The 12,408-nt window shown below is 67.3% G+C and carries 13 protein-coding genes; 6 read left to right on the forward strand and 7 right to left on the reverse strand.

The window, feature by feature from the left end; translation table 11 throughout:
• Positions 1 to 250 precede the first annotated feature (250 nt).
• The gene (locus HMPREF2914_RS00875) at positions 251 to 1,102 is read left to right on the forward strand and encodes a D-hexose-6-phosphate mutarotase (protein ID WP_003112064.1); all 852 of its coding nucleotides are present in this window, start codon (positions 251 to 253) and stop codon (positions 1,100 to 1,102) included.
• An 8-nt stretch (positions 1,103 to 1,110) separates the two neighbouring features.
• Here HMPREF2914_RS00875 and HMPREF2914_RS00880 read toward each other — a convergent pair whose 3' ends face one another.
• A complete protein-coding gene (locus HMPREF2914_RS00880) occupies positions 1,111 to 1,968 on the reverse strand; it encodes a MurR/RpiR family transcriptional regulator (RefSeq protein ID WP_003091466.1) in 858 nt (285 codons plus the stop codon).
• Positions 1,969 to 2,154: 186 nt separating this feature from the next.
• Between HMPREF2914_RS00880 and zwf the strand changes: the two genes are divergently transcribed.
• Genes zwf through HMPREF2914_RS00895 form a run of 3 tightly spaced genes read left to right on the forward strand, consistent with a single transcriptional unit; the run spans position 2,155 to position 5,007 of the window.
• Entirely contained in the window at positions 2,155 to 3,624 is a 1,470-nt protein-coding gene (gene zwf / locus HMPREF2914_RS00885) for a glucose-6-phosphate dehydrogenase (protein ID WP_003091465.1), read from the forward strand.
• A complete protein-coding gene (gene pgl / locus HMPREF2914_RS00890; RefSeq protein ID WP_003130495.1) occupies positions 3,611 to 4,327 on the forward strand; it encodes a 6-phosphogluconolactonase in 717 nt (238 codons plus the stop codon). Before zwf ends, pgl begins: the two co-directional genes overlap by 14 nt.
• A 17-nt stretch (positions 4,328 to 4,344) precedes the next feature.
• Positions 4,345 to 5,007 (forward strand): bifunctional 4-hydroxy-2-oxoglutarate aldolase/2-dehydro-3-deoxy-phosphogluconate aldolase, encoded by a 663-nt coding sequence (locus HMPREF2914_RS00895; RefSeq protein ID WP_003138452.1) that lies wholly within the window; start codon positions 4,345 to 4,347, stop codon positions 5,005 to 5,007.
• Positions 5,008 to 5,096: 89 nt separating this feature from the next.
• Here HMPREF2914_RS00895 and HMPREF2914_RS00900 read toward each other — a convergent pair whose 3' ends face one another.
• Positions 5,097 to 5,534: an NUDIX hydrolase gene (locus HMPREF2914_RS00900; protein ID WP_003107683.1), complete on the reverse strand. Its 438-nt coding sequence runs from the start codon at positions 5,532 to 5,534 to the stop codon at positions 5,097 to 5,099.
• Between the two features lie 147 nt (positions 5,535 to 5,681).
• Here HMPREF2914_RS00900 and rluB point away from each other — a divergent pair, with 147 nt between their 5' ends.
• Together rluB and HMPREF2914_RS00910 are read left to right on the forward strand one after the other, a co-directional pair.
• Complete coding sequence (gene rluB / locus HMPREF2914_RS00905) at positions 5,682 to 6,842, forward strand: 23S rRNA pseudouridine(2605) synthase RluB (RefSeq protein WP_003113439.1); 1,161 nt, start codon at positions 5,682 to 5,684, stop codon at positions 6,840 to 6,842.
• A gap of 92 nt (positions 6,843 to 6,934) precedes the next feature.
• Entirely contained in the window at positions 6,935 to 7,312 is a 378-nt protein-coding gene (locus HMPREF2914_RS00910) for a hypothetical protein (protein WP_016263244.1), read from the forward strand.
• A 103-nt stretch (positions 7,313 to 7,415) separates the two neighbouring features.
• On the opposite strand, the gene HMPREF2914_RS00915 is transcribed toward HMPREF2914_RS00910, so the two are convergent.
• The 5 genes from HMPREF2914_RS00915 to HMPREF2914_RS00935 all read right to left on the reverse strand — a co-directional run bounded on the left by HMPREF2914_RS00915 (position 7,416) and on the right by HMPREF2914_RS00935 (position 12,399).
• Positions 7,416 to 8,339 (reverse strand): GGDEF domain-containing protein, encoded by a 924-nt coding sequence (locus HMPREF2914_RS00915; RefSeq protein WP_003105929.1) that lies wholly within the window; start codon positions 8,337 to 8,339, stop codon positions 7,416 to 7,418.
• A gap of 228 nt (positions 8,340 to 8,567) precedes the next feature.
• Positions 8,568 to 9,782 carry a sodium/glutamate symporter gene (gltS, locus tag HMPREF2914_RS00920; RefSeq protein ID WP_003163320.1) on the reverse strand — a complete coding sequence of 405 codons (1,215 nt, stop codon included), beginning with the start codon at positions 9,780 to 9,782 and terminating at the stop codon, positions 8,568 to 8,570.
• A gap of 38 nt (positions 9,783 to 9,820) precedes the next feature.
• Positions 9,821 to 10,756 (reverse strand): formimidoylglutamase, encoded by a 936-nt coding sequence (gene hutG / locus HMPREF2914_RS00925; protein ID WP_003105932.1) that lies wholly within the window; start codon positions 10,754 to 10,756, stop codon positions 9,821 to 9,823.
• A gap of 15 nt (positions 10,757 to 10,771) precedes the next feature.
• The gene (locus tag HMPREF2914_RS00930; RefSeq protein WP_003160714.1) at positions 10,772 to 11,500 is read right to left on the reverse strand and encodes an IclR family transcriptional regulator; all 729 of its coding nucleotides are present in this window, start codon (positions 11,498 to 11,500) and stop codon (positions 10,772 to 10,774) included.
• Between the two features lie 158 nt (positions 11,501 to 11,658).
• Positions 11,659 to 12,399, reverse strand: coding sequence for a YciK family oxidoreductase (locus tag HMPREF2914_RS00935; RefSeq protein ID WP_055319785.1), 741 nt, complete (start codon positions 12,397 to 12,399; stop codon positions 11,659 to 11,661).
• Positions 12,400 to 12,408 lie beyond the last annotated feature (9 nt).

Genomic DNA, 12,408 nt, shown 5'->3' on the forward strand with positions numbered 1-12,408 from the left:
CTGGTGGCGGGGATCAAGATCCAGACGGTGTTCTGACCGTCGCGTTGCCTGCTCCGGTGTTGTGCCTGGGCCCGCCCGAGCGTTTCGGGCGGGCCGTTTTTTTCCGGCGACCGCTCTTCCCGGCTGCCTGTTACAAACCGACTACGCTTTTCCTGTGCCGATCATTTGGGGCTTGCGTGCGAAATGTAGTAAAACTACACGGATGCACGCCCGGGCTTTCCGGGAAGGGGAGAGGGTAGGACAATCGGACATGCTTGAGCATCCGCTGCAGCGTTTCTTTCATTCCATGCGGGCCAAGCGACCGTTCGACTGGGTACGCTTCCAACGTCGCGATCTGCTGTTGATCGACCATCCGCTGTGCCAGGCCGTATTCAGTCGGCAAGGGGCGCAGCTCCTGCATTTCCAGCCGCAGGGCGAACGCCCGTTGCTGTGGTGCGCCAGCGAATGGCCGGCCCTCAGCAGTGCGCCGGTGCGCGGCGGCATCCCGGTCTGCTGGCCGTGGTTCGGCAGCCATCCGAACGGCAGCGAATGGCCGCAGCAGGGCTGGGCGCGGCAACGCGAATGGCGCCTGCTGGATGCCTACGCCGACGAAAGCAAGGTGGTGGTGAGCTGGCAACTGGACCTGGAGGACTGGCACGTGCGCCTCGATGCGCGCCTTGGCCAGCGCCTGGAGCTGGAGCTGTGCAGCTACCATGAGGAAGACGACGATTGCCTGTTCAGCTTCGCCCTGCAGCCCTACTGGCGGGTCGGCGCGCTGAGCCGGGTGGTGGTGCACGGCATGGAGCTGGAGTCGGCTCGCGGCCAGCGCGGCGCTTCGCGGATTCCGGGAACCTGGATACCGCGCGGCGCGGTCAAGCAGGTGCTCTACCATCCCGGATCGCTGGTGTTGGAGGACGGCGGCTGGAACCGCCGCTTGCGGATCGACAAGAACGTCAGCGCCGGCAGCGTGATCTGGCACCCCGGCAGCCGCCCGGTGGAGCAGGTCGAGCCGGGCGAAGCGGAACGCTTCCTCTGTATCGGCGCTGCTGGCTACCGCCCGGGTGGGCTGATCCTGGCGCCCGGCGAACGCATGCGCCTGAGTCTCGCCGCCGGCCTGCAATAGGCGGGCGGTCAGTTGTCCTCGTCGAGGGGATAGCGGGTCGGCACCAGGCTTTCCTTGATCCGCCGCAGGTGCGGCTGGAAGTCCACGCCGCGGCGCAGGGTCACTCCGGTGGCCAGCACGTCGAGCACGGTGAGCTGGACGATCCGCGAAGTCATCGGCATGTAGATGTCGGTGTCTTCCGGCAACGGGATGTCCAGGCACAGGGTGCTGGCCCTGGCCAGCGGCGAGCCGGCGGCGGTCAGGCCGAGCACCGAGGCGCCGTTCTCCCGCGCCAGGTGCGCCACCTCCACCAGCTCGCGGGTGCGTCCGGTATAGGAAATCACCACGAACAGGTCGCCGGTGTGCGCCACCGAGGCGATCATCCGTTGCATCAGCACGTCGGCCTGGGCGCTCACCGCCAGGTTGAAGCGGAAGAACTTGTGCTGCGCGTCGAGCGCTACCGAGGCCGAGGCGCCGAGACCGAAGAAGTGGATCTGCCGGGCCTGGATCAACAGGTCCACGGCGCGGTCGATGACGCGTGGGTCGAGCAGCTTGTGGGCGCTGTCGAGGGAGGCGATGGTGTTGCTGAAGATCTTCCGTGTATAGGCTTCCGGCCCGTCGTCCTCGGCTACCGCCTGGGTCACGAAGGCAGCGCCGCTGGCCAGGCTCTGGGCCAGCTGGATCTTCAGTTCCGGATAGCCGCTCATGCCGAAGGAGCGACAGAAGCGGTTCACCGTCGGTTCGCTGACCGCTGCCGCCTGGGCCAGGGCGGCGATGCTGAAGCGGGTGGCCTGCTGCGGGTTCTGCAGGATGACCTCGGCGACTTTGCGCTCCGCCTTGTTCAGTTCGTCCAGGCGGCTCTGGATCTGCTCCAGCAGGTTTTTCATCCGGGTTCCTCGTGTTCTGTCGGCCCGGCGGGGAAGGGCCGGCGGCGGCGCCTATCCTAACGTCAGGCCGGCATGCGACCAACAGCGTGGCGGGCTGGGAAAAATATGTTGTTTAATTACTACATATTTGTCTTAATTGCGCAGTGGATGGCTCAATATCACTCAATATTTGGTTGGTAACAACAAATGCCTGATGTCCGCGTTCTGCCTTGCACGTTAGCGCTGTTCGGTGCGCTGGGCGATCTCGCCTTGCGCAAGCTGTTCCCGGCGCTCTACCAACTCGATCGCGAGAACCTGCTGCACCGCGATACCCGCGTCCTGGCCCTGGCCCGTGACGAAGGCGCTCCCGCCGAACACCTGGCGACGCTGGAGCAGCGCCTGCGCCTGGCGGTGCCGGCGAAGGAGTGGGACGACGCGGTCTGGCAGCGTTTCCGCGAACGCCTCGACTACCTGAGCATGGACTTCCTCGACCCGCAGGCCTATGTCGGCTTGCGCGAGGCGGTGGACGACGAACTGCCGCTGGTCGCCTACTTCGCCACGCCGGCCTCGGTGTTCGGCGGCATCTGCGAGAACCTCGCCGCCGCCGGTCTCGCCGAGCGCACCCGGGTGGTGCTGGAGAAGCCCATCGGTCATGACCTGGAGTCGTCCCGCGAGGTCAACGAGGCAGTCGCCCGGTTCTTCCCGGAAAGCCGCATCTACCGGATCGACCATTACCTGGGCAAGGAGACGGTGCAGAACCTGATCGCCCTGCGCTTCGCCAACAGCCTCTTCGAGACCCAGTGGAACCAGAACCACATCTCCCACGTGGAGATCACCGTGGCCGAGAAGGTCGGCATCGAAGGCCGCTGGGGCTACTTCGACCAGGCCGGGCAACTGCGCGACATGGTGCAGAACCACCTGCTGCAACTGCTTTGCCTGATCGCCATGGATCCGCCCAGCGACCTTTCGGCGGACAGCATTCGCGACGAGAAGGTCAAGGTGCTCCGCGCCCTCGAGCCGATTCCCGCCGAACAACTGGCTTCGCGCGTGGTGCGTGGGCAGTACACCGCCGGTTTCAGCGACGGCAAGGCAGTGCCGGGCTACCTGGAGGAGGAACATGCGAATCGCGATAGCGACGCGGAAACCTTCGTCGCCCTGCGCGTGGATATCCGCAACTGGCGCTGGTCGGGCGTGCCGTTCTACCTGCGCACCGGCAAGCGCATGCCGCAGAAGCTGTCGCAGATCGTCATCCACTTCAAGGAGCCGCCGCACTACATCTTCGCTCCCGAGCAGCGTTCGCTGATCAGCAACCGGCTGATCATCCGCCTGCAGCCGGACGAAGGTATCTCCCTGCAAGTGATGACCAAGGACCAGGGCCTGGGCAAGGGCATGCAATTGCGTACCGGCCCGCTGCAACTGAGTTTTTCCGAGACCTACCACGCGGCGCGGATTCCCGATGCCTACGAGCGTCTGCTGCTGGAGGTCACCCAGGGCAACCAGTACCTGTTCGTGCGCAAGGACGAGGTGGAGTTCGCCTGGAAGTGGTGCGACCAGCTGATCGCTGGCTGGGAACGCCTGAGCGAAGCGCCCAAGCCGTATCCGGCGGGGAGTTGGGGGCCGGTGGCCTCGGTGGCCCTGGTGGCCCGCGATGGGAGGAGTTGGTATGGCGATTTCTGAGTTGAAGCTGCCGGCCGGCGTCGGCCTGCAGGTCTGGGGCAGCGCCGCCGAGCAGGCCCGCGGCCTGGCCGCCGAGGTCGCCGGCCGGTTGCGCTCGGCGCTGGCCGAGCAGGGCCAGGCGCTGCTGGTGGTGTCCGGTGGGCGCAGTCCGGTGGCCTTCCTCGAAGCCTTGAGCGAGGAGCCGCTGGACTGGTCGCGGATCACCCTCAGCCTGGCCGACGAGCGCTGGGTGCCGGAGTCCCATGCCGATAGCAACGCCGGCCTGGTTCGCCGCCACCTGCTCCGTGGCGAGGCGGCGAAGGCGCGCTTCATCGGCCTCTACCAGCCGGCGGCGAGCCTGGAGGAAGCGGCCGAGCTGGCCGACCACCACCTGCACGAGCTGCCGTTGCCGATCGACGTGCTGGTCCTCGGCATGGGCGACGACGGCCATACCGCCTCGCTGTTCCCGAACAGCCCAGGCCTGGACCTGGCGATGGATCCCCAGGGCACGCGCCGTTGCCTGCCGATGTGGGCGCCGAGCGTGCCGCACCAGCGCCTGACCCTACCGCGCGCCGTGCTGGCGGCGGCGAAGGTGCAGCTGCTGGCGATCCAGGGCCAGTCCAAGCTGGCCACCCTGAACACCGCGCTGGCGGTCGAGGACGAACGGCGGATGCCGGTTCGCGCCTTCCTCCGCGCGCCGCTGACGATCCATTGGTACCCCTGAGTGGCGGAGCTGTAGCCATGCACAACCTTGAACAGAAGACCGCCCGCATCGACACGCTGTGCCGGGAGGCGCGCATCCTCCCGGTGATCACCATCGACCGCGAGGCGGACATCCTGCCGATGGCCGATGCCCTCGCCGCCGGCGGCCTGACCGCCCTGGAGATCACCCTGCGCACGGCGCACGGGCTGACCGCCATCCGTCGCCTCAGCGAGGAGCGCCCGCACCTGCGCATCGGCGCCGGCACCGTGCTCGACCCGCAGACCTTCGCCGCCGCGGAAAAGGCCGGGGCGAGCTTCGTGGTCACCCCGGGATGCACTGACGAGTTGCTGCGCTTCGCCCTGGACAGCGAAGTCCCGCTGTTGCCCGGCGTGGCCAGCGCTTCCGAGATCATGCTCGCCTATCGCCACGGCTACCGCCGCTTCAAGCTGTTCCCCGCCGAGGTCAGCGGCGGCCCGGCGGCGCTGAAGGCGTTCTCGGGGCCATTCCCCGATATCCGCTTCTGCCCCACCGGAGGCGTCAGCCTGAACAATCTCGCCGACTACCTGGCGGTACCCAACGTGATGTGCGTCGGCGGCACCTGGATGCTGCCCAAGGCCGTGGTCGACCGCGGCGACTGGGCCCAGGTCGAGCGCCTCAGCCGCGAAGCCCTGGAGCGCTTCGCCGAGCACCGCAGACACTGAGACTGCCCGCCTGGGCATGCCCGGCTTCGGCCGGGTTTTTTTATGCCGTCCGGATTATCCGGGGCATGGAACGGCTAACGTCATCGGCGTTATTCGCCGATGCGCCGGCGTTCCCGCAGATAGTCGCCGAGCCGGCTCTGCAGGTAGGGTACGGCCATGGCATGCGCGAGGTAGGCGTCCACCTCCATCAATCGCCAGTATTGTCCTTCGTCGCCGAAGCGGATGGCCTCGAACTCGCGGTCCTCCAGGCGCGCCACCAGGAAGTAGGCGAAGGGCGCGCTGCCGCTGGTGCTCGGATACTGTCGCTGCCATTCGATACGAGGTTCTTCCAGGCGGATGGAGAACTCTTCCTCGAGTTCGCGCAGGGCGCATTCGGCAGGCGTCTCCAGGCCCTCGCGGCCGCCGCCGGGAAAGTCCCAGTAGCCGGGGAAGGGAATGCCGGGTTTTTCGTCGCGTTTGTAGACGACCAGGTGGTCGCCATAGAACAGCGCCAGCTTGGCGCCGCTGAAGGGAGGGACATCGTGCACCGGGGCCTCCGGGTGGCGGGGTGGGTGAACCCGGCCTAGTCTAGCGGGATTGTCCGGGTTTCCGCCCGGGGACGGTGCTTTGTCCTGACGAAGCGCGTATGATGCGCGCCCTTCGATTCGTTGCCAGCCACACCGGGAGGTGCCCAGATGAACGATACCCCAGAGAATCCCCACGTACCGGTCGGGGAAAAATTGCAGAAAGTCCTCGCCCGTCTCGGCGTCGGTTCCCGGCGCGACGTAGAAGTGTGGATCGCCGAAGGCCGGGTCAACGTCAATGGTAGCGTGGCCAGCCTTGGCCAGCGGGTCGACAGCCACGATGCGATCACCGTCGATGGCCACCTGATCCGCCGCGAAGAGGCCGCCGAGAGTGTCCGTCGCGTGCTGATCTACAACAAGCCGGAAGGCGAGGTCTGCACCCGCGACGATCCGGAAGGCCGCCCGACCATCTTCGACCGCCTGCCGCGCCTGCGCACCGGTCGCTGGATCAATGTCGGTCGCCTGGACATCAATACCACCGGCCTGCTGCTGTTCACCACCGATGGCGAACTGGCCAACCGCCTGATGCATCCTTCCTATGAGATGGACCGTGAATACGCGGTACGGGTGCGCGGCGAGGTCACCGAAGAGATGATCGAGCGCCTGCTCAACGGCGTGATGCTCGAGGACGGCCCGGCCAAGTTCAGCGATATCCAGCAGGCGCCGGGCGGCGAAGGCTTCAACCACTGGTACCACTGCGTAGTGATGGAGGGCCGCAACCGCGAGGTGCGCCGGTTGTGGGAATCCCAGGGATTGGTGGTCAGCCGCCTGAAGCGAGTGCGTTTCGGCCCGGTGTTCCTGACCTCCGAGCTGACCATGGGCCGCTACCGCGAAATGGACCAGCGCGAAATCGACATCCTCAGCGAGGAAGTCGGCCTCAAGCCGGTGGCGCTGCCGGGCATGACCACCAAGGCGCGCGAGAAGGCCGAACGCCAGCAGCGCAAGCAGGCCCGTCCGCTGGCGCGCAGCGAGCGTCCGGAAGCCGGGCGCAAGCGTGCGCCAAGGCGCGAGGACGGCGAGAATGCCGCTCGTCGCGCGCCGGCTTCGCGTCCCGCGCGCGGTCCGCAGCCGAGCGCCGAGCGCAAGGGGCGCGAGCAGGGCACTCCGGTTGCCGAGCGGCCCCGCGAGAGCAACCGCAAGCCGCGCCCGAGCAAGCCGCGCGACGAGCGTCCGGCCAGCGCGCCGGGCGACAAGCCGGCGGCCCGCAAGCCGCAGGTCAAGCGGCGGCCGAAACCGGCCGGCGACGGTATGCGTCCGGGCTTCCGCCGCTGAGCGGAAAGCGCCCTGGAAAGGCCCCTTCGGGGGCCTTTTTCATGCCTGGGAATCGGTGTCTAATGGTCGCCCGCACACAAGGAGGTGGTGAAATGCACAGGATCTTGGCTATCGCGCTCTGCATGCTATGGAGCGTCGCCGGGCTGGCCGAGGATGCGGCGATGCCGGCGCAGAGCTGTGCAAGCCTTGGCGAGGCGACGGCCGGCCCCGAGGACAACTTCCGTCCGCCGCTGGAGGGCGAGGTGATCGACAAGGGGCGCGCCTATTTCCACAGCGCGCCGCGTGCCGACTGTGTCACCGGGGTCTTCGTGATTCCCGGCGACTTCGTCACTGTCTACAAGCCGAGCGGCGAGTGGCTGAACGTCATGTACCTGGCTCGAGACGGCAAGGAAACCAGCGGCTGGCTGCTGGAGAAACGCGTCCGCTTGCGCCAGGCCTATGGCGCCCCGGACGAGCCGGCGCAGCCATAAGCGGCAGGACCTTGGCGGAAACCGTGACTGCGCCGGTGAGAGCCGTCGCTACTGCCGTCGCCCGATGCGCCTGCTCCGCGCTTCGGGGGCGAGTCGGCAAGCCTCAGGCGCAGCGCAGGCGGTTGCGGCCGTCGCGCTTGGCTTCGTAGAGCGCCTCGTCGACCCGTCGCAGCAGGTCGTCGCTGCCTTCGCCGGGCCGCAGGTCGGCGCAACCGAGGCTGATCGACAGCTTCAGCGGTTCGCCGGCGTGCCGGTAGTCCAGTTCCTCCACCGCCTGGCGCAGGCGTTCGCCGACCATGCAGGCAGCCTGCAGCGGCGTGCTGGACAGCAGGACGAGGAATTCCTCGCCGCCGAAGCGGAACACCATGTCGACATTGCGCAGGTGGTCCTTGATGGTTTCCGCCACGGCCTTGAGGGCTTCGTCGCCGACGGCGTGACCGTAGTGGTCGTTGACCCGCTTGAAGTGGTCGATATCGAGCATCAGCACCGACAGCGGTTGCAGGTTGCGCCGGGCCAGTTCCAGTTCGCGGCCGAGCGCCTGGTCCATGGCGATGCGGTTGCCAGTGCCGGTCAGGGCGTCGCGCAGAGCGGTCTGGATCGCGGCGCGATAGAGCAGGGCGTTGCGCAGCGGGAACAGCAGGGTGCCGAGCAGGCTCTCCAGTTGCCGTTGTTCGTCTTCGCCGAGGCGCTGGCGGCGACGGAAGATCAGTTCGCCGAGGTAGTCGCTGTCATGGCTCAGGCGATAGCTCACCGAATGCTTGGCGCTGCTGCCGAACTCCAGGCGCAGGTCGGAGCCCGGATGGCGGTAGCCAAGGGCGTCCAGCGGGATCAGTTGGCGGACTTCCTCGAAGAACAGGCCGAGAATCCGCTCCGCCTCCAGGCTGCTCTGCAACTGTAGGGTCAGTTGCTGGCGCAACTCCGTCAGGTTGCTGGCGCGCGGCCCGCTGGCGTTGCCGCCGGGCTGGGGGCCGCGCTTCTGCTTGGCGGCGTCGAAATCGATGGTATTGGACTGCTTGGGAGGAGCCATGCGCGGAACCTCTGGCGCGAAAGACGGCGACAGTAGGGCTAAGGCGAGTTTCGTGCCAGCCAACTGAAGAACGGAGAAATCAGAGGCACAGACAGGTTTTCCTAGGAATGGTTTCCACATTCTGTAGGAATTTCGGAGAGATTTCGACGGAATAATGGCGTTTTGCTGGCGAGTGGCCGAGGCGCTCGTCGGAAAGCTGGCGCTCCGCTAGCGGAGCGCCGCCATGGTTCAACTGAAGGCGTTGATGAACCAGGTGATCGCCGGGATGGCGACGAGATCGATCAGTACCGCGCCGCAGAGGGGCACGATGATGAAGGCCTTGTGCGAGAACACCCGATAGTGCTCGCAGACCGCGCCCATGTTGGCCACCGCGTTGGGCGTGGCGCCCAGGCCGTGGCCGAGGAAGCCAGCGCAGAGCACCGCGGCGTCGTAGTTGCGGCCGAGCAGGCGGAACAGCACGAAGATCGTCAGCAGCAACAGCACCGCGACCTGGATGAACAGTACGCCGAGCAGCGGCAGGCCGAGGTTCTCCAGCTCCCAGAACTTCAGGCTCATCATCGCCATGGTCAGGAAGATGCCCAGGCAGACGTCGCCCAGGGTACCGACGGCGTGGTCCGGAATGCGCAGCCAGCCGAGCCGGTCGTCGAGGTTGCGCAGGACGATGGCGATGAACATCGCCCCGACATAACTGGGCAGCACCAGGCCCAGGCGTTCCTGGAGCGCGTCGCCGAGCCAGAAGCCGAGCACCATCACCAGCAGCACGCAGGTCAGCAGGCGCAGCAGGAGATTGCCGTCCAGCGTGGCCGCCGCATGCTGGCGTCGCTCCTGCTGGCCGAGGGCTTCCAGCCGGTTGTCGCTTTCCGCCTGCACCGGCAGGCGGTTGCGTTCGATCAGCCAGCGCGCCACCGGGCTGCCGAGCAGCCCGCCAGCGACCATGCCGAAGGTGGCCGAGGCCAGTGCCACGGTGGTCGCGCCCTGGGCGCCGAGCCCTTCCGCAACCGGGCCGAAGGCCGCCGCCGCGCCGAAACCGCCTTCCAGCGACACCGCGCCGGCCATGATCCCGAGCAGCGGGTCGAGGCCGAGCAGCCCGGCGCTGCCGACGCCGATCAGGTTCTGCAGTATCGCCAGCGCCCAGCAGGCCGACAGGTAGACCAGCAGGGTCTTGCCGCCCTTGCGCAGCAGGCCGAGGCTGCCACCGAGGCCGACGGTGGTGAAGAACGCCACCATCAGGGGCGTCTGCATGCTGGTGTCGAGGCCGATGTCGAGCCAGCCGCGATCCCTGAGCAGCCAGACCAGGAAGGCGAAGCCGAAGCCGGCGATCACCGGCGACGGTACGCACAGACGTGTCAGCCAGCGGCTGCGCTTCTTCAATTGGCTGCCGAGGGCGAGCAGGAGCAGGGCGAGGGCGGTGGTGGACAGGGCGTCCAGGTGCAATGTCGGCATGGCGGGGCTCTATTGTTGTTGTGTGGGCGAAAGGGCGATCAGTTGACCAGGCTGTCGACCAGGCGCGCGGCGATCCGGGCGGTGCGCTGGTCGCTATCGAGTTGCGGGTTGAGTTCGGCGATGTCGGCCAGGCGCAGCTTGCCGCTGGCCTTGGCGCGGCGGACCAGGTGCTCCACCACCGGCATCTCCACGCCGTGCGCCGAGGGCGCGCTGACGCCGGGCGCCTGGGCGGCCGGGAGCACGTCGAGGCAAACGGTCAGGTAGAGGTGGTCGACGGATTGCAGGAAGCTGTCGAGGAAGGCTTCGCTGCGTTCCAGGTTCCATGGCTGCAACTGACGGTCCAGCAGGTAGCGCACACCCAGGCGCTGGGCCTGGTCGAACAGGGCGGCGGTGTTGCTCAGGCGGCTGATGCCCAGGCAGCAGTAGGCGAACGGCCAGTCGCTGGCCTGGCAGAGTTCGGCGATCTGGCGGAACGGCGTGCCGGAGCTGGCCCGTTCGGCGTGGCGCAGGTCGAAATGCGCGTCGAAATTGAGGATACCGATGCGCGGCAGGCGCTCATGCCGACTCAAGTGGCGGGCGAGGCCGGCGAAGCTGGCGTAGGCGATTTCGTGGCCGCCGCCCAGGCCGACCACCCGGTGGCCGCGCGCGAGCAGGTCGGCGACGCGTTGCGCGTAGCATTCCTGGGCGGCTTCCAGATCGTCGCCGGCGACGATGTCGCCGGCATCGTAGATCGCTTGCTCGCCGTGCCAGGCCAGGTTGGCCAGCGCGCGACGCAAGGCTGGCGGTCCGTGGCGCGCGCCCTGGCGACCCTGGTTGCGGCGCACGCCTTCGTCGCTGGCGAAACCGAGCAGCACGCTGGCCGCTTCGGCGTCGTCTGCGTAGGGACGCATCCATTGGTGCCAGCGCCGCGCGTCGGCGCCTTCCTGGCTATCGATCCGGCCTTGCCAGAGGCTCATGTCGGGGGCGGGGTACATCGAAACTCCTGTTGGTCAGTCCAGCCGCGCGGAAAGTCGCGCGGCGGCGTCGAGGGTCCATTGCCGCAAGCGTTCGCTGCGCGACTGGGCGCGCAAGGCGGGGGCCATCAGGCTGAGGGCGCCGTGCAGGCGCTGGCGGCTGTCCAGCAGCGGTACGCTGATGCCCCAGACGCCTTCGTCGATCTCGCCCTGGCTGACGGCGTAGCCCTGTTCGCGGATCAGCCGGAGTTCCTGCTCCAGCTTGTCGATACGCTCGGCGGAGAGTTCCTGGGCGAGGTACAGCTCCTCGCGCCGTCCGTCCTCCAGGTGCGCCAGCAGGGCTTTGGCCGAGGCGCCATGCAACAGCGGCTGCGCCAGCCCTTTCTGGTAGCAGCAGCGCAGCGGCTGCGGACTGTCGAACAGTTCCAGGCAGATCGCCTGCTGGTTGCTGGCCACCATCAGCGCCACGCTCTCCTGGCTCAGGTCGGCCAGGCGCTTGAGTTCCGGTTTGGCGAGACCGATCAGCGAGGCCTCGCGATCGAATTTCTTCGCCAGTTGCAGGCAGGCCGGGCCGGGCAGGTAGCGGCCCTGGCCGGCCTGTTCTTCGGCCAGGCCCCAGCGCAACAGGGTCTTCAGGTGCCGGTAGGTGCTGCTCAGCGGCTGCTCCAGGGTCAGCGACAGCTCCTTGGCAGACAGGGCTTCGGGCGCCTGGCCGAGGGCAATGAGGATCTGCAGCAGGCGATCGGTGGGGGAATGCTTCGACATGGGAACTCCTTGACCCACAGGGTGAAGGCGATTTCCCGGAAAATGAAACCACTTTCCCATTCAGTGGGAAAAATATGCAAAAAGAATGGGAAGTTCCGGACGGGAAGAGGGAACGGAAGGACAGGGCAGCCTCGCCGGGCGGCGAGGCTGCCGGGGAATCACTGGGCGTCGAAGGCCTGGCCGTTGACGCCGGCGCTGTCCGGCCCCATGAGGTACAGGTAGACCGGCATGATCTCCTCGCCGGTGGGGTTGTTCAGCGGGTTTTCCCCAGGGTAGGCGAGGGCGCGCATGCTGGTGCGGGTGGCGCCGGGGTTGACGCTGTTGGCGCGGATCGCGCTGGTACCGTCGAGTTCGTCGGCAAGGGTCTGCATCAGGCCCTCGGTGGCGAACTTCGATACCGAATAGGCGCCCCAGTAGGCGCGGCCCTTCCGGCCCACGCTGCTCGAGGTGAAGATGATCGAGGCGTCGCTGGAGAGCTTCATCAGCGGCAGCATGGCGGTGGTCAGCATGAACATGGCATTGACGTTCACCTGCATCACGCGCATGAAGTTCTCCCCGGAAATCTGCTGCATCGGCGAGCGCGGACCGAGGATAGAAGCGTTGTGCAGCAGGCCGTCGATGCGGCCGAACTCGTTCTCCAGGGTTGCCGCCAGTTCCTCGAACTGGTGCGGCTGGGCGGTCTCCAGGTTGAACGGGATCACGGCGGCCTGCGGATGGCCGGCGGCCTCGATGGCGTCGTAGACCTCGTTCAGGTACTCCTCGGTCTTGCCCAGCAGCAGCACGGTGGCGCCGTGGGCGGCGAAGGTCTTGGCGGCGGCGGCGCCGATGCCGCGGCCGGCGCCGGTGACCAGGATCACGCGGTCTTTCAGCAGGTCGGGGCGGGCGGGGGACTGGAACATGTCGAATCC

This window comes from Pseudomonas sp. HMSC067G02 (assembly GCF_001813485.1).
Taxonomy (GTDB): Bacteria; Pseudomonadota; Gammaproteobacteria; order Pseudomonadales; family Pseudomonadaceae; genus Pseudomonas; species Pseudomonas aeruginosa.